Genomic DNA, 21,300 nt, shown 5'->3' with positions numbered 1-21,300 from the left:
AAATTTTCAACAGATTTATTAAAGATACTTAATAAATTTATTTAATTTCTAATTATATACATCAAATCGGCTACATGCAAATGCCAAATCAATATTTTAGAAATTATTTTTGGTGAGCTGCAATATAATTAACCGCATCTCCCACTGTTTTTATTTTCTCAGCATCTTCATCTGAAATTTCTGAGCCAAATTCATCTTCAAGCTGCAAGATGAATTCAACAAGATCAATTGAATCTGCATCCAAATCATTGGTAAAATTGGTTTCCTTTGTAATTTTATCTTTATCAACTTCAAAATTGTCTGCCAAAATATCTCTAATCTTGGTAAAAATTTCTTCTTCGGTCATCATTTCTTCTCCTTGTTACTATTAGTTAATTCCGTTAGTTTTTAACCGCAAATTCGCTTCTAAATTCTCCGATAATATTTTCTTTTAGTATTTTATCAATTTGCTTAATCGTAAAGTAAACTGCTCGTTGATCTGAACGGCCATGTGTCTTAACTACTGGAGCATCAACTCCAAGTAAAACTGCCCCGCCGTATTTATCAACGTCAAACTTAGAAACCAATCCCTTCAATGCCTTTTTAATTAATAAAGCTCCAATTTTAACCATAAAACCACTATTTAGCAACTTATCTTTTAATAAATGGATTAAAACAGAAGATGTGCCTTCAATATTTTTTAAAACTGCATTTCCAGTAAAGCCATCAGTTGCAACTACATCGGCCTTGCCTTCCAAAAGTTCATTGCCTTCAATGTTACCAACAAAGTTAAGGTCACTATCGAGTAGCAATTGATAAGCAGATTGATGCAAATCGTCTCCCTTATCGCTTTCTGAACCATTATTAAGAAGGGCAACGCGCGGATTTTTGACACCCCGTACTTTTTCAGCATAATACGATGCCATTTTAGCCCAGGTTAAAAGGTATTCAGGTTTGCTTTTAGCATTAGCACCAACATCAATCATATTAAAGCCATCATCCGAATTTTTAACCGGTAACGTAGGCATAAACCCTGGTCGTGCTATACCTTTAATTCGTCCAATAATGAAAATACCACAAGCAAGAATTGAACCCGTATTTCCTAAAGACAACAAAGCATCTGCTTTGCCTTGCTTCACAAATTGTGCAGCAACGACTAAAGACGAATCTTTTTTAGTCCTTATTGCTTTTACTGGTTCATCCTCATCATTAATGATTTCGGATGTTGCTACAATTTCAATCCGATCTTGATCACTGCCAACCAGTTTTCTGATTTTTTTCTGGTCACCAAATAAAATAAATTTAGTGTCGGTTAATTCAGCCTTTGCTTGCAAAACGGCTTGGACAATAGCTTTGGGGGCATTCTCGCCACCCATTGCATCAACTGCAATTGTTCTCATTTGTCACCACAATCTTTTCTAAGTACGTTCTTGCTGTAATTGTTTATATTCTAGCACTTGTTGTAAATTTTTATGCGTAGAATTTGTTAAATTTGGATCTTTTTTGATTAATTCCTGTGCTTCTTTTTGCGCAACCACCAAAGTTTCATAATTATTCACTACGTTGCCGACCTGGAATTCCGGCAGACCAGACTGTGCTCTACCAAACAAATCTCCTTCACCACGCATCTTCAAATCCTCCTCGGCAAGCTTAAAACCATCCGTTGTCGAAGCGATGATTTTCATGCGTGATTTTCCTGCCTCCGTTTTAGGATCAGCCAGAAAAATACAATAACTTTGTGTGCTGCCTCGACCGATTCGACCTCGAAGTTGGTGCAATTGACTAATACCAAAGCGATCAGCATTATAGATCACCATCATATTGGCATTTGCCACGTCAACCCCTACTTCAATTACGCTGGTTGTCACTAAGATATCAATTTGACCTGCCCCAAAGGCAGCCATAATGTCCTCTTTTTTGTTGCCAGGCATTTGACCATGAAGAAGTACTACTTTTTGGTCAGGAAAATCGTGACTTAATTTTTCAAAAAGCTCTTCTGCATTTTTTAAATCCAATGCCTCAGATTCGGTAATTAACGGTGTAACTGCGTAAATCTGGAAGCCTTGCGCCAATTGCTCGCGCATCAATTGATAGACTTCCTTCATTTGGCCACTAGTTTTCCAAGAAGACTTTATTTGCTTACGACCAGCAGGCAAATGACGTATTTCAGAAACAGTGGTATCGCCGTAGACAGTTAGGGCTAATGTCCGCGGAATCGGTGTCGCGGTCATTGCCAAAACATCAGGTACATTACCTTTATTTATTAAAGTTTGCCTTTGACTGACACCAAAACGGTGCTGCTCATCAATAATGATGACACCTAAGTTTTTAAAAATCACTTTTTCTTGAATTAAAGCGTGAGTTCCAACTACAACATTAATTGTACCATCTGTTAATTCGCGATAAATTTCCCGTCGTTCTAAAGTTTTGGTAGTCCCAGTTAATAGTGCACACCTAACTCCAAATGGTCGGAGTAGCTCATCAATTTTTTTAAAATGCTGAGTGGCTAAAATTTCCGTTGGCACCATCAGAGCCGCTTGAAAACCTGCAGTAATCGCAGCATAAATGACATAAATAGCAACAATTGTCTTTCCCGAACCAACATCTCCCTGTAAAAGACGGTTCATCTGTCTAGTTGAATGAATATCAGCAAATATTTCATTGATTACCTGTTTCTGGTCAGCAGATAATTCAAATGGCAGTTCTTTAGTCAGCCGGGCTATTTCAGTTAAATCATATTTTTTGGCAATGCCACGATTGTGCTTATTTTGACTAGTTAATTGGGCCAATTCTGTTTGGAAAATAAAGAATTCACGAAAAATTGCACTTCTTTTTGCTAGCTGCGCTTCTCGTGCATTCTTAGGATGGTGCATCTGAACGATAATCTGTTGTTCAGAAAGCAATCTGTATTTATTTCTCAATGATTCCGGAACGATATCCTCAACTTCAGGTAAAAAATCTTCAATAGCTAAATTTATTAACTCAACAAGCTTTTTTTGCCGGATATTGCGGTTAACCGAATAAATTGGCGCCATTCCACTATCATTTTCTTTACTAGCGACAAATTTAAAGCCAGATAAGCTTTGTCTAGAAGCATTATACTTGCCATAAACAGCCACTTCTTTGCCAATTGTAATTTTGTCCTTTAACCAAGGTTGATTAAAAAAATTGACCATGACAACATCATGGTCAATTCTTATTTTAAAACTAAGTCTGCTTTTTTTATAACCAAAACGACTGACAAAAGCCTCAGTTGCTACTATTCCCTTCAGCATTACCTTTTGACCATCCATGATCTGATCAAGAGGTATCGTCTGCAGTTCATCGTAGCGAAAAGGAAAATAAAACAACAAATCATATATGCTGTAAATGCCTAAACTTCCAAGTGCAGCCGCAGTTTTTGTCCCGACACCTTTTAAGTCAGTGACAGGAGCAAACAACTTCTTTGTATTCATTTTTATTCAACAGAAATCAAGAAATTGTAGACAGGTTGACCACCATTATGAATCTCAAATTCAAGATCGTCATGCTTGTTCTTAAGTGCCTCTGCAACTTGGTTAGCTTCTTCTTTGTTAGAATCCCGACCAAACATAATTGTTATGATTTCGGAATCTTCATCCAGCATTTTTTCAACCATATCAATCGTTGAATTAATCAAATCCGTTTCTGCAACCTGAATGTCACCGTCAATGATGCCGAGATAGTCATTTTCATGAATCTCTACACCATTAATTGTCGTATCACGGTTCGCCTTAGTCACTTCACCAGAAACAACATCTTCTAAAGCATCTGTCATACTCTCAACGTTATCGTCAAGAGAATCATCAGCATCAAAGGAAAGCATTGCAGTCAGACCTTGTGAAATTGTTTTAGTTGGAACAATGCCAACAGGTATATCACTTACTTCAGCAGCCTGCTTAGCAGCCATCACGATATTGCCATTATTTGGTAAAACAATCGCCTTCTTAGCACCAGATTTTTTAATTGCGTCAATAATGTCTTGGGTAGATGGGTTCATCGTCTGACCACCAGAAATAATTCTATTGACTCCTTCGCTTTCAAATAGCTTACGAATGCCGTTACCTGAAGCAACAGCAATTACAGCAAAATCAACACTTTCTTGCTCTTCTTCACTGTTATTAACGATTGTCTCGTGCTGAATCCGCATATTGTCAATCTTAATTTTACCTAGTTGGCCAAATTGCTTGCCGTATTCAAAGACAGCACCTGGATGCTCAGTATGAATATGGACTTTAGCAACTTCATCATCGGAAACGGCCAATAAAGAATCGCCTATTTGTGACAAGTGTGCTCTAAATTCTTCAAGGTCAAAAGGTTTTTTATTAGGAACATCAGCAGTCAAGTCAACCATGATTTCCGTACAATAACCATTAGCTATATCTTGAGTAGATAGTTGGGATTGAACTGATTGGTGGTGCATGGCATTAATCATTTCATCCATTTCACCTTCATCAGGCTGATAACGATCAGCAAAGTTTTCTCCTAATAAACCTTCTAAGAAACCTTCATAAATGAAGAGCAAGCCTTGACCACCTGAATCAACCACCCCAACTTGTTTTAAGACTGGTAATAAATCAGGGGTCGTCTTAAGAGCAGCTTTTGCACCCTCTACAATTGCCTTCATTACTTCTTCAACATCGTCAGTTTCATTGGCCTTATTAGCACCTTCTTGGGCAGCAACCCGGGCAACAGTTAGAATAGTCCCTTCAACAGGTTTCATAACAGCCTTGTATGCAGTTGCAACACCATTTGAAAAAGCATTTGCAAGCTCTTGAGCATTTAAAGTTTTCATGCCTTGGGTAGCTTTATAAACACCCCTAAAGAGTTGTGAAGAAATGACCCCACTGTTGCCGCGAGCACCCATTAACATTCCCTTGGCAAGACTTTCAGTTAGGTCGCCAACACTTGTACTAGTATTTTCACTAACAGCTTTAGCGCCGCTTTCAATAGTCAAATTCATATTAGTACCAGTGTCTCCATCCGGAACTGGGAAAACGTTCAAGGAGTTAATAAACTCTGCGTTACGTCCAAGTCGATGCGTGGCCACACGAACCATATCTCTAAACTTTTTACTATCTATTTCCTTTAAAACCAATATTCTTACCCTCCGCTTGAGTTATTCATCAAGCACTTTAACACTTTGAACGATGACATTAACAGCTTTCGTATCAATTCCAAGTTGATTCTTCAAATTGAACTTGACGCTAGTTTGTACGTTACGGCTAACTTCTGAAATTTTTAGTCCGTAACCAACAATTATATAAACATCAACCGTAATTTTATTATCTTCTGACTTAACAACAACACCACGTTTATAATTTGCTCGATTTAGAATTCCATCAAAACCGTCTCGAATAGCATTCTTTGATGCCATCCCGACAACGCCATAATTGGATGTAGCTGCACTACCAACGACAATTGCAATTACTCCATTAGAAATGTCAATCAAGCCATCTTTTGTTTTGATTTTAACAGCCATGTTTATCCTCCGTATCATTGTTCTCAATATTATGAATCTATTTTATCATAGTAATCAAGTATTAATGCAAAATTCCATTTATAAAAAATACTTTTACGGTTGCAAAGATCTTAAGGATATGCTATCTTAGTTTAGTATGAAAACACAAATAAAGGAGGTTTAGCAAATGGCAAAAGATTATATAACTGGTAAAAAGACCACTTTCGGCAACACGCGTTCACATTCTTTGAATTCATCACGTCGTACCTGGAAGCCAAACCTTCAAAAAGTTCGTATTCTTGTTGATGGTAAACCAAAGCGTGTATGGGTTTCAACTAAGACTTTGAAGTCTGGTAAAGTAACTCGTGCGTAATAACGATAAAAACTGGCAGATTTATCTGTCAGTTTTTTATTTTATAAATTAAACATAAAAAACCATTTTTCTTTTTATTGAGCTGATAACAAATGCTCATTAAATTGAAAAATGGTTTTTTGCTAAATATTTTGGTAGCGATCAAGGTCTTTTGACTGTATAACGGCTAAAACACCTTGATCACAAGCTAGATTAAATGTCTCACTTGCCGGTAAAAACTCGTTTGAGCCAAAAGAAACGGGTATGGGACTGTTGTAACCAGTTAAATGATACTTTGCCCCACTGATATTTAAATTTTGAACAGGCGTTAAGTTAATAACACCAAAATACTTATAGCCGGGTAATTTTTTTACAGTGTAGGTTCCAGGCCGATAAAATTGAATTTCATTTTGCTGATCAACGATTGCTATTTTTTCCGTATAAGCACTAAATTCTGGTTTTAATACCATCAGTAAGTTATTCATAAAATGATCAAGTCGGCCACCAGTCGATCCAAAGAGGGTTAAAAACTCTACCCTGTAATCTTCAAACGCATATCTAATCATTAATTCAGTATCAGTCAGATCCTTTTCAGGTACCGAATAGCGGATATCTGCCACTGTTTGCTCTATTTGCGAAAGTTCCTGCGGCTTTAAAGAATCAAAATCTCCAACTGCTAAATCTGGCTTTAAGCCCAATTCTCGCAACAAGATGCTGCCCCGATCAACGCCAATCAAAAACTCGCCATTTTGCTTAGCTTGCTTTAACTGTGCCGTCAAATCAGTTGGCCATTGATCCTTCGGCGCACCCAATAACGCTATTGCTTTCATCATTCATCAATACTCTGTCTTAATTTAGTAATTTGTTGGGGTATGCTGTCTTGACAGAAAAGGTATGAACCGGCAACAAAAATTTCTGCACCAGCCTTTTTAGTCAGCTGTGCCGTTTCATCATTAATTCCACCGTCTACTTCGATTGGAACATTATCGCCAATAATTTTCTTAGCTTCTTCAATCTTAGAACATGATTCGGAAATAAACTTTTGTCCGCCAAAGCCCGGATATACGGTCATAATTAGAACTTGATCAATTAAAGCACTATATTTAGCCAAGACAGAAACCGGAGTATCAGGATTTAAGACCAGCCCCACTTTAACTTTACTTGCATGCAAAAATGCAATCCATTTGCTTAAATCTTCTTCATTAATTGCTTCATAGTGAAGCAGAATAAGATCAGCTCCTGCCTTAATAAATGCTGGAACAAGATCATCTGGATTATCACTCATCAGATGGACTTCTGCCTCCAGATCAGGGAAAGCCTTCTTAAAGTCGCTAACTACCTGAGGTCCAAATGACAAATTAGGAACAAAATGGCCATCCATGATATCAATGTGAAAGCGAGTTATTCCTGCGTCTGCAGCAACTTGGATGTCTTTAATCAAATCTAAATTATTAATGTTTAAAATCGAAGGTGCAATCAAAATTATTCTCCTTACTTCAAATACTCAGGAATGCGACCATTTTCAATTTCTGACCGCATTAATAGGTAATCATCATAACGACTTTGCAAAAATTGTTTTTCTTCTACTAATTTTTTCACTTCACATTTAGGCTCTTTTAAATGCTGACAGCCCCTAAACTTGCATTTAGCACTTGCCTTTTTAAATTCAACAAAATAGTTGCATAATTCATTAATTTTAATCGGCGTAAAATCAAGCGCGGAAAATCCCGGAGTATCAGCCAAAAAGCCCTCACCCAATTTAAACAACTGGACAGTTCTAGTCGTATGCTTGCCCCGATTCAAGCTAGTAGAAATTGCTCCTGTTTTCTGTTTAAGGTCTTTTTTCAGGTGATTAATTAGGGTGGATTTCCCGGCACCTGATTGTCCAGCCAGTGTCCAGATTTGCGCAGAAGTAATGGCTAAGGGTAACTTAGCAGCCAAATCTTCCCATTTGTAGTAAACGGAGTAACCGATTTTGACATAGTAAGCTAAACTTTTACTAATCTGATTAAACCTGTTTGCATCGATCAGGTCACTTTTTGAAAGATAAATACTAACTGCCACTTTTTGCCAAGAGAAAAAGGTTAAATAGCGATCAAGCAGCTGCAAGGAAAAATCAGGCTCAACTGCCGACATTACCAATAAAACGTGATCAACATTGGCAAGAGCTGGACGACCGATCAGATTCGTTCGTGGTAAAACTTCGACTAAGTAACTTGTTCCTTGCTCATCTATTTGAATTTTGACGAGATCACCCACAACAGGCTTCATTTTGGTTTTCCGAAAAAGTCCGCGTGCTCGTGTCCGCACAACTTGATCCTTAGTTTGAACATCATAAAAACCGGCAATTAAGCCAATAATTATTCCTTCAGTCTGCTTTGTCATTTAGTCACCTTTTCATTCAGGATGGTTTGTCCATCGCGAACAACTCGTAATTCACCAGAATGGTTCTTCAGTAAAAATGGAATTGAGAAATTAACATCCCGCTTAATGTATAAATCACGATAAATATTATCAATCGAATGATTATCATCCGCAATATAAATCTGAACGTGATTGCCGCGCTTGTTTGATGAGTCATCGTCATCATCGTCTTCATAGGTAATCGTAAACGTCTTAATAACCGTAGAGTCTCTTTCAGCCTTAGGCCCTTCCGAAACACTCACAACAATCGTACTTCCTCTAGGAACCTCTGTACCAGCAGACGGACTCATCGAAATGATATTACCCTTTTTCACCCGTTTAGAATACGTTGGTGTTACTTGCAAAATCAATTCATGTTTATGAGCGAATTCTTGGACGGCCTTAAGAGAATAATTTTTAAAGTTAGGTAGTTTTACACTCTTGCGCCGATCATTGTCATCTCTACCTTTAGAGACAACTAACGTAATTGTTGTCCTTGCCGGTTTTACTTCAACATCTGCCGCAATACTTTGCGAAATTACGTGGTTGACGGGAACATTATCAGAGAATTGATTTTCGCGAATAACGTCAAAGCCCATTTTTTCTAACTTATAGACGGCTCTTTCATATGCCTCTCCGGTTACATCAGGTACGCGGACCATTCCCGCCCCGTCTGACACATAAATATCAACGAAGCGACCTTTCTTCAAACTTTTTCCTGCGCTTGGAGAAGTTCGAATGACTTTCCCGCGTTTGATACTGTTAGAATTTCGGTGCTTAATTTGTCCCACTTTGAGACCGACATTTTCAATTTGTTGCCGGGCACGGTCTTCCGATAAATTAGTCACATCTGGAATTCTAATATCATTGCGACTATTATTAGTAACAACAAAAAACATTAAGACGACTACTAAAATTGCTGCCAAGCCAACAAATAGCCACCACCATTTGTGATTGCGCAATGCTTGAAAGAAGTTTGTCTTTTTAGGTAATTCTTTTTCTTCATTTTGCTCAATCTCATCTTCAACCTTTTGCTCAGTTGACTTTGGCTTAGACTTAGCATTGAAATTAGGCAAAATAATAGTTTCATCGTCATTGACACCATGAGTCGGTTCAAAAACGGGTTCATCTGCGCGGGCTGGATCTAAACTAGTATCAAGATCTGATTGCATTTCCCTAGCAGAAGCATACCGGTCACGCGGGTCTTTGGCTGTTGCTTTTAGCACAACGTTTTCAAGCGCCTGAGGCACATTTGCGTCTTTTTCCTTAATAGAAGGAATTGGCTCCTGGGCATGCTTAAGTGCAATCGCGACTGCCGAATCCCCGTTGAACGGAACCGAACCGGTTATTAATTCGTAAAGAATAATACCTAAAGAATAGATATCAGACTGCTTAGTAATTAAGCCGCCACGAGTCTGCTCGGGCGACATATAATGAACAGAACCAAGAGCAGAATTAGTTTGGGTAATTGAATTTTGATTCAGGGCTACAGCAATCCCAAAATCCGCTATTTTAATATTTCCCCTTTTATCCATGAGGATATTTTGCGGCTTTAAGTCACGGTGAATCACATTATGCTTATGAGCCAATGCCATCGCACTTAAAATTTGATCCATAATTCGGATAACATCATGCAAATCTAGGGGCGAATTTTGTAATATATAGTCCTTTAAGTCCGGGCCATCAACGTATTCCATTACCATATAAGGTAATCCCTGATCAGTACCGACATCGAGAACCATGACAATATTTGGATGACTTAGTTCACTAGTCGCGAGGGCTTCACGCTGAAAACGAGCCAATGTCTGCGGTTCTTTTTGCAAATCCAACCTTAAGATTTTAACTGCTACTTTGCGCTGCAAAATGATGTCTTCTGCTAAATAAACATTAGCCATTCCACCTTCACCCAGCGTATCAAGGATGCGATAACGGTCACCTAATAAATATCCTTTATTGATCACTAGTCATCACCGCCTTCATTTAGCACTAGGCAAACTGTGATATTGTCTCCACCACCTAAACGATTAGCCTCATTAATTAATTTATGACAACGGTCTTTAAGCGATAAGCCCTTAGTAGCCAAAATTTGTTGAATTTGCGGATCGCTTAAGGAATTAGTCAAACCATCAGTACACAATAATATCAGGTCATTATCCTTTAAATCGATTTGACAAAACTCGGGGTCAACCGTACTGGAAACACCTAGCGATTGCGTAATGATATTTTTTTGTGGGTGATTTTTTGCTTGTTGCTTGGTAATCTGACCCATTTTCACTAATTCATTAACTAGTGAGTGATCTTCTACTAATTGCGTAAATTGACCATCAGAATAGCCATAAGCCCTTGAGTCACCTAAATGAGCAATCAGGGCTTGGTGATCGAATACAATTGCTAAAACAATTGTTGTCCCCATTCCATTTAGATCAGGAAAGCGATCAGCGGTGCGCAAGATTGTTTCATTTTCAGAGCTCAATTGCACATCCAGCCATTTATGCGCACTAACACAATCGTTAAAATCAGTCATGCTAAAACTATGTCCGAGATGACTGACAGCCATCGTTGAGGCAACATCCCCGCCTTGGTGGCCACCCATGCCATCACAGACAATCGCCATTGTTACATTACTTTTATTTTCAAAAACTTGAACAAAATCTTGATTACTTTTCCGTATCCGACCAATACTGGAAGCAAATGCTGTTTTTATCAAAACTTTAACCTCGCATCACAAACTTGGCAATGAAAAAGCCGTCACTATTATAACTATCAGGTAAAATTTTAAGCATCCCATTTGGAGCTTTAAGATTACCTGCTTTAAAAGACTGTAACCGATATTTAGAATGCTGCTCTAAAAATTCCTCGACTACTTCTTCATCTTCTTCAGTAGCAATCGTACAAGTTGAATAAACCAATTCACCACTTTCATTTAATAGCTTAGACACGTGGTCAAGAATATTCAACTGAATTTGCTGTAATTGTTTTAAATCAGCTGGATGTTTATTATACCTAATTTCCGGTTTTCGTCTTAACAAGCCTAAGCCGGAACATGGCGCATCAACTAAAATTTTATCAAATTGTTGTTGGTCAAAAGATTCATCTGCTTTACGAGCATCCATAGCCATCGTTTTTACGCGATCAATTACATTCATTCGTGTCGCGTTTTGACGAACTAAGCGAAGCTTATTTTCATGGATATCCAAGGCGATTACTTGACCAGTAGGTATTTTTTCAGCTATTTGAACGGTTTTACCACCCGGTGCACTACATGCATCAAGAACATTCTCATCACCAATAAAGTCAAATGCACTTACAGCCAAACTAGCAGCTTCATCTTGAACTGTCAATTCGCCTTTCTTGAACAAAGTAGAATTTACGATACCACCTCGACTAAGAACAAAGACATCATCAGACAATTGTGATCTTTGTGGTGCAAAATCAAGTTCTGTTAATTTAGAAAATACCTCATCAGGATTAGCTAAACTAGAAATGCGCACTGTATTCTTCGCGGTTTCATTAATGCTGGCTAAAATACTGCCAGCGCGCTTTTCACCCCAGTGACTAATCAGATATTCTACTAACCATTTAGGCGTACTCTCTTTTACACTTAAATAATGGACTAAATTATTTTTTTCAGGTAAAACAGTCCCTCTGCGAATTAACGAACGCAAGATACCGTTAACGATTTTGTATCCAGTCGAATTTTTTTTGCCAAATTTCTTTGCTAGCAAATTCGCCTCGTTTAAAACGGCACGATCAGGAACTTTATCCATAAAAATGAGCTGATAACCCGACATTAGAAGTAACGGCTTCAGATACTCTTCCTTAAGTTTAGTTTTAATTAAATCCTGTAATTGATAATCCAAAAAGATTTTATATTGAACCGTACCATAAACTAGTCTTGTGGCAAAATTACGATCAGCTTGTGATAGATTCGTTGATCGCAAATTATTATTTAAACTGATATTGGAGTACGAACCATCACACAAAATACGAATTAAAGTTTCTAATGCAACTGCTCGCGCACTTTTATTTAGCAATTTGATCTCCTACTTTAAATTTACCACCTTGTCCGTTTAAAAAGCTTTTGACATCCATTCTCTTCTTGCCCGCTGGCTGAATCTCTTTAAGTTCCAAAACTGTTTTCTGAGCCATACTAATCGCAAAACAATTATTGTTTGCAACCAAGGAGCCCGCTGGTAAATCAGTTGTGGTAGAACTAACAGCAGCCTGCCAGACTTTTAGTCGTTTACCATCAACAAGTATGTAAGCACCTGGATCGGGATTAAGTCCACGAATCAGGTTATTAGCCTGCGTTGCGGTCATAGTGAGTTTGATTTCTTCCTGGGCTTTACTAATATTAGGTGAAAAAACCACTTTACTTGCATCTTGTGGCGTTTTTTTAGACGGATCAGCAATTATCTGCGGCAAAGTTTGCAGTAATAAATCGCGACCAACAATCGACAACTTAGCAAAAATACTGCCAGTTGTGTCATTATCCGCAATTTTGATGGCTTCTTGGGCATAAATGTCACCAGCATCCATCTCTTTTACCATTTCCATGATAGTTATTCCGGTTTCGGTATCACCGTTTATTAATGAGTACTGAATTGGTGCTCCACCACGGTATTTTGGCAAAAGCGACCCGTGAACATTAACAGCCGCAATTTTAACCGAATTTAAAAACTTGGTAGGCAAAAATTGACCGTAAGCAGCAGTAACAATCAAATCAGCGTGCATTTGAATTAGTTCTTCCACTTCAGGTGAACGGGAAAGCTTTACTGGTTGGAAAATTGGTAGTCCCAAACTTTCAGCGGCAACTTTTACTGGCGTCTTGGTCAATGTTTGCTTGCGACCAACCTTTTTATCAGGTTGAGTAACAACGCCCTTAATTTCATAGTCATTTGCAACTAGTCCCTTTAAGATTGGAACTGAAAATTCAGGTGTCCCCATAAAAATTACTGATGTCATTTATAAATTTCCCCTTTACATTATGCGTTCAGGTTCATTATCGATATAGATATTTAAACCATATTTTTTAACTTTTTGTGCAGAATCTTGAATTTGGTGCAACAAATTGTTCAAATTGTCCTCTTTTTTATATTTTACCAGTATTTGATAGTAATATTGGTTTTTTAGACGAGAAATTGCACTTGGCGTTGGACCTAAAATGATTGTTTCCGAATGCAGATGACTCTGAAGTTGCTTTTTTATCCTAAAGGCTTCGCGCGCAGCATTTTGCTCATTTTTAGATGCGACTGAAATCAAAACCGTGTAAAAATACGGGGGATAGTTACCAGCATGCCTAACCCGCATTTCATACGCATAAAAATGCTCATAATCCTGTTTTTTAGCTAGTTTAATAGCATAGTGATCTGGATTAAAAGTTTGAATAATGACTTCGCCCGTTTTTTCAGCACGTCCAGCACGTCCAGCAACTTGTGTGAGCAATTCAAAAGTGCGCTCAGAAGCGTTATAATCTGGGACCCATAATCCTGTGTCCGCATTTACCACGCCTACTAAGGTAACATTTGGAAAATCAAGCCCTTTTGCGATCATTTGCGTTCCCAGTAATATATCTGCTTCATGATTACCAAACGCATCCAAGATTTTTTTATAAGCACCCTTGCGTCTTGTAGTATCCACATCCATTCGCAAAACTTTGGCTTCGGGCAGAAGTTCATTTAGTTCTTCCAGCACCTTTTGTGTACCTGTCCCAAGAAACCGAATTCTGCTGCTTTTACAATTAGGGCACTCACGCGGAATTGAAGTCGAGTAGCCACAATAATGACACTGCATTTGGTGCGTATCCTTGTGCATCGTTAACGAGAGGTCACAGTTGGGACACTTCATAACATAACCACATTCGCGGCAGAGCATAAAATTAGCAAAACCGCGGCGATTAAGCATTAAAATTATTTGCTCATGCCTAGCTAATCTATCCTCAATTGCTTTCACTAATTGGACAGACAAATCTAGCTGATTTCCTGCAAAATCAGCTTGCTTAAGATCTACTAAATGAACTTCAGGCAGTTTTTTATTATTTGCCCGCTGCGGTAATAATAATAACTGATAAACACCCTTTTGTGCTCGCGCACGACTCGAAAGAGAAGGCGTTGCACTGCCTAACACTAATGGACAGGAGTTATACTTGCTACGCCAAATTGCAACATCACGAGCATGATAGCGCGGATTATCCTCTTGCTTATAAGAAGATTCATGTTCTTCATCAATTACAATTAACCCGATATTCGTTAATGGTGCAAAAACGGCACTGCGTGCGCCAACAACTACGCGAACTTCTCCGCGGCGAATTCGGCGCCACTCATCGTACAATTCACCTTCTGATAACCCACTATGCAAGACGGCAATTTGATCTCCAAAGCGATCTTTAACTTGTTCAACCATTTGGGGAGTTAATGAAATTTCCGGTACCAGCATCAAGGCATTTTTACCGAGAGCAAGGGTTTTACTAATCGCATTAAGATAGACTTCGGTTTTCCCACTGCCAGTAATTCCTTCCAACAAAAAGGTTTGTGCTTTTTTGTTTTCAATGGCAGGGGTAATTTGAGCTAAAGCAGCTGTTTGTTTATCATTTAATACAACTTGATGATGGTTTTTAGTAGGTGTTGCAAAACCAGCTAGGGGATCACGGTATATTTCTGCCTGATCTTTACGTAACCATCCTTTGTTCACAGCACTAGTAAGAGTCGCCGTGTTAATTTCAGCCTGTTTTTCTATCAAAGTTTGTTTCAACGGAAACTCATCATAATGCTGAATCACAAACGTAAGCAGCTGTTTTTGGTTAACCGCGTTACTTCTGAGTTCTTCATAAAAAGCAAGATAATCTTTTTGCGCTAACGGCAATGAATAAACATTTTCCGTTTTTACTTTTGCACGATTTTCAACGATGTATTCAACCTTGGCCTCATCATTGCGAAGAAGTTCACGGATATACGCAATTTCACGATTATCAGTAACTTTAGTTAAATCAATTGGATCACCTTGAAAAAAGGGTAACGCCTTTGCTTGATCAGAAACCGGTGTTAATACTTTACGGTAATTTGCCCGCATCACTCGCGGAAGCATGGTTTTTAAAATTGAAATGCGATAAGAAAATACTCGCTTTGCCAGTGCCTTGGATAAGTCCACTAGTTCATTTGTTAACGGCGGCATTTCATCCACTACTAAAAGTAAATCTTTCAGCTGACCTTGATATTGACTTTTTTCACTTAAACCTACAACAAAGCCCTGCAACTTGCGTGAACCGAACGGAACAAAAACGCGAGAACCAATTTCGACTTCATCTAGTTCATCTGGAACATGATATTCAAAAATGCGGTCTGTTTGCTTTGCCGCAATATCTACAATTATTTGCGCAATCATTAAATCACCTTTAGTAAAAATGACCTCCATCTCATTGGGATGGAGGTCATATAATTTAACCGATTACTGATTAACCTCACGATGACTTGAATCGACGGTAACTTTGCCGGCTTCAATCTCTTCAAGGGCTTTACCAACTGGCTTTTGTGATTTGTATTCTTTTAATGCCTCTGGCTCGCCAGCCTCTAACTCATGTGCTCGCTTGGCAGCAAGTACAGATAAAGAATAGCGTGAATCAACTTGTGCCAATAATTTATCAATTGATGGGTATGTAACTCTCATTTTTAATCCTCCCTGACCATCTTACGATAGGTATCAATTACTCTTTTAACGCTAACGTGTTCTGCATCAACAATTGCTTTGATATGATCAACGGCGTTAGCAACAGTATCATTTACAACTGCATAATCATAATCTTGCATAACTAAGATTTCATTACGTGCCTGCTTAATTCGACCCATAATGACATCTTCAGATTCTGTTCCACGATTTTCTAAACGCAAGTGTAAAGTGTGCAAATCAGGTGGTGTCAAGAAGATAAAAACACCATCCGGCATTTTTTCTCGCACCTTTTGAGCACCATTAACGTCAATTTCCAGTAAGACATCCTTACCTTCATTCAACATCTTTTGAACAGGATCAAGCGGTGTACCGTAAAAATGATTTACGTAATTATTATATTCTAAAAGCTTCCCCTGGTTAATAGCTTCCTGAAACTGCTCTTCACTAACAAAATAATAATCTCGACCATCAACTTCACCTGGTCGCGGCTTCCTCGTAGTCATCGAAACCGAATATTCGAAAGGAAAAACCTTATTTTCTACAATTGCACTTTTAACGGTACCTTTTCCAACTCCTGAAGGACCCGAAAGGACAAGTAACAAACCTTTTTCTGCCATGCCATACTCCCCTATAAAAAGCTAATATGTCTAGTTTGCACTAAATGCGCAAGTTTTTCAAGTTCGATCATTATTGTTGTATTATACTTTGAGCACAAGTTTACACTCTTAAACAAAAAACTTTAAATAAAAAGCTTGTTTTTCGAAACAAATGTTCTTATAATATAAATAGTCAAACAGATGTTCGAAATTTACTGAGGGTTGATTTGATGAAAAACTCACTTAAGAAAATCTATCATTACTTATTTGATTATGACGACGACAGACTGAGTATCTATAATCAGTTTCACAGTGAAATATTATCTTCTTTACAATATGCCTTATTGCATCGCGCCTACGCTTTAATCAGCTATCAAGATGGCAGTAGCGAAATTGGCCAGATTACTAAACAGGTTTCGGCCGGCAGGTTCGTTTTAAGATCGGCTGACTGTAAATTACTGAAAGTAATCGACCTGGACAATATTTTCAGAATTGATTTGGATTAAGGTCTGTTAATTTAACTATAAATATTATGTACTAAAAAAGCTCAAGAACTTAATGGAGTTCTTGGGCTTTTCGTTGTTTTTCTTTCTTAATTTAAATAGAAAGTTTCACTTTTAATTTGAAAACCTGCGTTTTGGTAGGCATGAATTGCCGCTTGATTGTCCGGTTCCACATCAAGAACAAACTTTTTCATGCCTTTTTCTTGTCTTATTGCCATCATTTTTTTAATAAAAAACGTGGCATAGCCGTGACCGCAAAAGTCCTTAGCAACAAACAGACCAAAGAAATAATCAGATGAGCCAGGATCAATAGCGCAGTAGCCAACAATCTTGCTATGATCAGTTAATACAAAATTGATTTTTTCTTTATCTTTAAAGCCTTCAGTAACATATTTCGTTGACGATTCAATGCTTTCAGCAAATGCTTCGCTATATAAGTCAACAACCTTTTTGATATCACTTTTGGTCATTTCACGAACTGCCAAAACTTGATTGAGCATATCTTCTTTATCGATTGACTTTGGATTGGTAGTTTCCATGTGGTAATCATGATCATCAATTTTTAAGTTCGTATTCTTTAAAAAATCCGGATTGTTATCAATAAATGGTTTTTCAGAAACAAAACAATAATCAAAATAACCATATTTATTCATGATTTTTTCTGCCCGCTTTATCATTTCCCTTGCAATACCTTGCCGGCGATATCTAGGACAGACTTCCACGTGCACTTCAACTTCGTCAGTGGGCTTTTCATCAGCATATAACATTGTCAATCCAACCATCTTGCCATTATCAAGCGCATAGACAAATGTTGGCATGTCGGAAAAATAATTATATTGGTTACTTAAATAAATTTCATTATATGTGCTGTCTTCTGCACGTACACTGGCGGTTAGCTTTTGGGCAAGTAAAATTTCGGCTTCATTAAGAGTTACCTTTTCAAAGTATTTCATTTTTTCTTTTTAAAACTCCTCATTAGGTCTTTCGCATTTTGCTTCGCCGCTTGGGTAACATCGCTTCCAGCCATCATTTCCGCAATTGCAGTTACTGTTTCTTCTTGTGTCAGTGGCCCAATTTGCGTATAAGTTGCGCCATCCTTAACTTGTTTAGCTACCAGATATTTTTGGTCACTGGCGGCCGCTACTTGCGGGGAGTGCGTAATCGCAATCACTTGCTTGTGTTCACCAATTGAATGCAATTTTTCACCAATAGCAGCCGAAACCCGACCAGAAACACCCGTATCAATTTCGTCAAATATCATTGTGCCTACAGGTTCTACACGGCTAAAAATAGCTTTAAGTGCTAAGATCAAACGTGATTGTTCACCACCAGAAACTATTTTAACTAACGGTAACAAATCTTCTCCGGGATTAGGTGCAATTAAAAAGACAACTTCATCCGTTCCCTTTTTAGTAAAAGTCTTGGTTGGTGAAATAGCAATTGCAAACCGCGCTTTAGCCATATACAAATCTGCTAATTCCTGCTTTATCTTTTCTTCAAGTGAACGGGCCACCTTTTCACGAGCTTGGTGCAATTTATCAGCTCTTTCGGTCAATTTTTGCTCTATTGCAGTAACACTTTTTTGCAGCTTTTCTTCGTCTAAACCGCCCATTTGATATTGACCTAATTCTTTTTTGACTTTTTCATAAAAAGCAAAAACATCTTGTAAACTCGGTCCGTATTTTTTCTTCAATGAATTAAGCAAGTCCAACCGATTGGTTACGTACTGGAATCTTTCTTCATCAAAGTCCATTTCATCCAAGACATTTGAAAGCTCACTGCGGGCATCACTCAATGCATAAACACCATCGTCAATCGTCTTAGCAATGTCTTTAAATTTACTGCCATACGTAGTCAAATCATTAGCTGCTTGTTGCGCGTTGCCAACTAAGGTTTCAATCCCATGTTCTTCATCATCATAAAGCTGCATCAAATAATTAGCAGTATCGACAATTTTTTGATAATTGTTAAGCTCGTTATATTCTTCTTCCAGCTGTTCGTCTTCGTTAGGATCAGTCAAATTTGCTGAAGATAACTCCTCATTTTGAAAGGTTAAGATATCCTGCTTTTGGGCTAGTTCTTGTGCATCACTTTTTAAGTGGTTTAACCGGTCCGTTAATTTTTGCCAAGTTGCAAACTCATCTTGATACTGCTTTAGCTGGTCTTTAAATTCATCCGAAACATAATTATCGACTAAATCAATTTGACGATCCTGGTCCATTAAAATTTGTTGATCATTTTGGCCATGAATATCAACAAGGTAGTTACCAAGCTCACGTAACACGTTAATGGTCGTCAACTGTCCGTTAATTCGAACAACATTTCTGCCCTTAACTGCTAACTCACGACTAATAACCAGTTGACCATCTGAATCAGGTAAACCGTATTTTTCACATAAATTGGTTATTTTTTGAGAGTCTTCCCCAATTTCAAAAAGACCCGTTACTACAGCCTTTTTTTCACCGCTTCGAACCATTTCTTTTTGCCCACGGCCACCCATTAGCAATGAAACAGCGTCAATAATAATTGATTTACCTGCACCAGTTTCACCAATTAAAACCGTCATGTGTTCTTGAAAACGAACTTTTAACGCTTTAATAATAGCAAAATTTTTAATATCCAGCTCAACTAACATTGTCTTCTCCTACAATTCAGAAATTGCCCGTCTAACAACGTCTTCAGGTGTTTGCGTCCACAAGCACTTGCCACCATTTGCCTCGTTTTTTTGCAAATGAATCAGAAATTCGATATTTCCCTTACCACCTTTGATGGGGGAATAATCAACATCTAAAACATTAAAACCAATCTCACGTGCTTTTGCCACTGTGTGTTCAATAACAGCGCAGTGCACAGCATGATCATGGACAATGCCATGCTTACCAACGTTTTCGGGACCCGCTTCAAATTGCGGCTTAATCAAGCAAACAGCATCACAGCCATTTTTTAGAATCTGATACATTGGGGGCATGATTAAATCCAGCGAGATAAAGGATACATCAGTCATCGCAAAGTCAGGCAACCCAAGAGTAAAATCTTCTGGTTTACTATAACGGAAATTTTGCTTTTCCATTACAACCACACGTTGATCATCCCGTAATTGCCAGGCAAGCTGATTATAGCCAACATCAAGTGCATACACTAGTTTGGCATGATTTTTTAACGCCACATCGGTAAAGCCACCAGTTGAAGCGCCAATATCCAAACATATTTTATCAGTTAGATCAATCTTGAAAGATTTTAGTGCTTTTTCGAGCTTAAAACCACCACGGGATACGTATTTTTTGCCAGAATCTTTAACGTAAAATTTTTCATCGATAGGAAAACTAGTCCCGCTTTTATCAATTCGTTGATGATTATGATCTGAAACTAGCCCAGCCATGATTGCACGCTGTGCCTGATTTCGTGAATGAAAAAGTCCCTGCTTGATCAGTAAAATATCTGCTCTCTCTTTTGTCATTTAAAGCACCTTTTGGTATAAATCAAGAAAGCCAGCTAAAATTAAACCATTTAATCCAACCAATGTTGACTTAGCATGAATGGTTAAACGTAATAATTCTTGGCGGCTTTTTTCAACTCCTAAAACTGTCAAAGTGTTATTTTTGCCACTTTCTTGATCTTTATGAGTCTTTTTACCTGCTTCTTGACTTGTTTCAGTAATATCTACCAGGTCATCATAAATTTGATATGAGCGACCAAAATCTTTTGCAAAGGCCAGTAATTTGGCTTTGTTTTGCTCATCAGCTTCAGCGTAGACAGCGCCCATTTCAACACAAGCTTCGATTAAGCATCCGGTCTTAAGCCATTCCATCCGATCAATCAGTTTTTCATTATCAGCAACAGCTTGGTTATTGGTTGAATCGATATCCAAATATTGACCACCAACCATGCCATTAGCGCCAATTGCAGCGGTAATAATTTTAACTAATGCAATTGAATTACTTCCTTCAGCAATCCATTGAATGCCCAAAGGTAGCAGTGCATCCCCAGCTAAGATAGCTTCAGCTTCACCCCATTTGCGGTGACTAGTAAGCATACCACGACGATAATCGTCATTATCCATGGCTGGAAGATCATCATGAATTAATGAGTATGTATGAATTAATTCAATTCCGCAACTGATCTGTATCTCCTTTGGCCCAATTTCTTTACCTAAGGAATTAATTGTTGCCAGAAAAAGCAGTGGCCGTAATCTCTTTCCACCAGCCATTACCGAATAAGACATAATTTGACTAATTTGCTTGTCATCAATATCTCCTTTTAAATGGGTAGCTAAATACTCATCGATGACACTTGTCCATTTGTTCTTAAATTCTGTAAAGTTCATTT

General features: G+C 38.0%; 21 protein-coding genes. 2 read left to right on the top strand and 19 right to left on the bottom strand.

What is annotated here, in order from left to right; translation table 11 throughout:
• Positions 1 to 103: 103 nt before the first annotated feature.
• The 5 genes from acpP to J3U69_RS02110 are packed head-to-tail and all read right to left on the bottom strand — an operon-like array spanning position 104 to position 5,479.
• Positions 104 to 346 (bottom strand): acyl carrier protein, encoded by a 243-nt coding sequence (gene acpP, locus J3U69_RS02130; RefSeq protein ID WP_103751796.1) that lies wholly within the window; start codon positions 344 to 346, stop codon positions 104 to 106.
• 34 nt (positions 347 to 380) lie between these two features.
• Complete coding sequence (gene plsX, locus J3U69_RS02125) at positions 381 to 1,379, bottom strand: phosphate acyltransferase PlsX (protein WP_220219822.1); 999 nt, start codon at positions 1,377 to 1,379, stop codon at positions 381 to 383.
• Positions 1,380 to 1,397: 18 nt separating this feature from the next.
• A complete protein-coding gene (recG, locus tag J3U69_RS02120; RefSeq protein ID WP_267412887.1) occupies positions 1,398 to 3,434 on the bottom strand; it encodes an ATP-dependent DNA helicase RecG in 2,037 nt (678 codons plus the stop codon).
• Between the two features lie 2 nt (positions 3,435 to 3,436).
• Positions 3,437 to 5,095: a DAK2 domain-containing protein gene (locus tag J3U69_RS02115; protein WP_103751799.1), complete on the bottom strand. Its 1,659-nt coding sequence runs from the start codon at positions 5,093 to 5,095 to the stop codon at positions 3,437 to 3,439.
• 21 nt (positions 5,096 to 5,116) lie between these two features.
• Positions 5,117 to 5,479, bottom strand: a complete 363-nt coding sequence (locus tag J3U69_RS02110) for an Asp23/Gls24 family envelope stress response protein (protein WP_103751800.1) — start codon at positions 5,477 to 5,479, stop codon at positions 5,117 to 5,119.
• Between the two features lie 166 nt (positions 5,480 to 5,645).
• On the opposite strand from J3U69_RS02110, the gene rpmB reads away from it, so the two are divergent.
• On the top strand, positions 5,646 to 5,831 hold the full coding sequence (gene rpmB / locus J3U69_RS02105) for a 50S ribosomal protein L28 (RefSeq protein ID WP_046307139.1): 186 nt from the start codon (positions 5,646 to 5,648) through the stop codon (positions 5,829 to 5,831).
• Positions 5,832 to 5,953: 122 nt separating this feature from the next.
• On the opposite strand, the gene J3U69_RS02100 is transcribed toward rpmB, so the two are convergent.
• From J3U69_RS02100 to gmk, 10 genes are all read right to left on the bottom strand, one after another.
• Complete coding sequence (locus J3U69_RS02100) at positions 5,954 to 6,643, bottom strand: thiamine diphosphokinase (protein WP_323848316.1); 690 nt, start codon at positions 6,641 to 6,643, stop codon at positions 5,954 to 5,956.
• Positions 6,640 to 7,293, bottom strand: a complete 654-nt coding sequence (rpe, locus tag J3U69_RS02095; protein ID WP_267413021.1) for a ribulose-phosphate 3-epimerase — start codon at positions 7,291 to 7,293, stop codon at positions 6,640 to 6,642. Before rpe ends, J3U69_RS02100 begins: the two co-directional genes overlap by 4 nt.
• 8 nt (positions 7,294 to 7,301) lie before the next feature.
• Complete coding sequence (gene rsgA, locus J3U69_RS02090; RefSeq protein WP_267412886.1) at positions 7,302 to 8,195, bottom strand: ribosome small subunit-dependent GTPase A; 894 nt, start codon at positions 8,193 to 8,195, stop codon at positions 7,302 to 7,304.
• Entirely contained in the window at positions 8,192 to 10,174 is a 1,983-nt protein-coding gene (pknB, locus tag J3U69_RS02085; protein ID WP_267385439.1) for a Stk1 family PASTA domain-containing Ser/Thr kinase, read from the bottom strand. The genes rsgA and pknB overlap by 4 nt, the downstream gene beginning before the upstream one ends.
• The gene (locus J3U69_RS02080; protein ID WP_220219827.1) at positions 10,174 to 10,920 is read right to left on the bottom strand and encodes a Stp1/IreP family PP2C-type Ser/Thr phosphatase; all 747 of its coding nucleotides are present in this window, start codon (positions 10,918 to 10,920) and stop codon (positions 10,174 to 10,176) included. Before J3U69_RS02080 ends, pknB begins: the two co-directional genes overlap by 1 nt.
• A gap of 4 nt (positions 10,921 to 10,924) precedes the next feature.
• The gene (gene rsmB / locus J3U69_RS02075; protein ID WP_416381933.1) at positions 10,925 to 12,247 is read right to left on the bottom strand and encodes a 16S rRNA (cytosine(967)-C(5))-methyltransferase RsmB; all 1,323 of its coding nucleotides are present in this window, start codon (positions 12,245 to 12,247) and stop codon (positions 10,925 to 10,927) included.
• Entirely contained in the window at positions 12,237 to 13,178 is a 942-nt protein-coding gene (gene fmt / locus J3U69_RS02070; protein WP_103751806.1) for a methionyl-tRNA formyltransferase, read from the bottom strand. The genes rsmB and fmt overlap by 11 nt, the downstream gene beginning before the upstream one ends.
• 15 nt (positions 13,179 to 13,193) lie before the next feature.
• A complete protein-coding gene (priA, locus tag J3U69_RS02065; RefSeq protein WP_267412885.1) occupies positions 13,194 to 15,593 on the bottom strand; it encodes a primosomal protein N' in 2,400 nt (799 codons plus the stop codon).
• Between the two features lie 63 nt (positions 15,594 to 15,656).
• On the bottom strand, positions 15,657 to 15,875 hold the full coding sequence (gene rpoZ, locus J3U69_RS02060) for a DNA-directed RNA polymerase subunit omega (protein WP_103751808.1): 219 nt from the start codon (positions 15,873 to 15,875) through the stop codon (positions 15,657 to 15,659).
• 2 nt (positions 15,876 to 15,877) lie between these two features.
• Positions 15,878 to 16,492: a guanylate kinase gene (gene gmk, locus J3U69_RS02055; protein WP_103751809.1), complete on the bottom strand. Its 615-nt coding sequence runs from the start codon at positions 16,490 to 16,492 to the stop codon at positions 15,878 to 15,880.
• Between the two features lie 209 nt (positions 16,493 to 16,701).
• On the opposite strand from gmk, the gene J3U69_RS02050 reads away from it, so the two are divergent.
• Entirely contained in the window at positions 16,702 to 16,977 is a 276-nt protein-coding gene (locus J3U69_RS02050) for a hypothetical protein (protein ID WP_103751810.1), read from the top strand.
• 86 nt (positions 16,978 to 17,063) lie between these two features.
• Here the strand turns inward: J3U69_RS02050 and J3U69_RS02045 are convergent, their stop codons facing one another.
• The 4 genes from J3U69_RS02045 to J3U69_RS02030 are packed head-to-tail and all read right to left on the bottom strand — an operon-like array spanning position 17,064 to position 21,298.
• Positions 17,064 to 17,927 carry a GNAT family N-acetyltransferase gene (locus tag J3U69_RS02045; RefSeq protein ID WP_267412884.1) on the bottom strand — a complete coding sequence of 288 codons (864 nt, stop codon included), beginning with the start codon at positions 17,925 to 17,927 and terminating at the stop codon, positions 17,064 to 17,066.
• The gene (recN, locus tag J3U69_RS02040; protein ID WP_267412883.1) at positions 17,924 to 19,609 is read right to left on the bottom strand and encodes a DNA repair protein RecN; all 1,686 of its coding nucleotides are present in this window, start codon (positions 19,607 to 19,609) and stop codon (positions 17,924 to 17,926) included. The genes J3U69_RS02045 and recN overlap by 4 nt, the downstream gene beginning before the upstream one ends.
• A 9-nt stretch (positions 19,610 to 19,618) precedes the next feature.
• Positions 19,619 to 20,431 (bottom strand): TlyA family RNA methyltransferase, encoded by an 813-nt coding sequence (locus J3U69_RS02035; protein WP_267412882.1) that lies wholly within the window; start codon positions 20,429 to 20,431, stop codon positions 19,619 to 19,621.
• A complete protein-coding gene (locus J3U69_RS02030) occupies positions 20,432 to 21,298 on the bottom strand; it encodes a polyprenyl synthetase family protein (RefSeq protein WP_267412881.1) in 867 nt (288 codons plus the stop codon).
• Positions 21,299 to 21,300 lie beyond the last annotated feature (2 nt).

The sequence above is a fragment of the Lactobacillus sp. B4026 genome, assembly GCF_026535825.1.
Taxonomy (GTDB): domain Bacteria; phylum Bacillota; class Bacilli; order Lactobacillales; family Lactobacillaceae; genus Lactobacillus; species Lactobacillus panisapium.
This window is presented reverse-complemented; position numbering and strand designations above follow the sequence as displayed.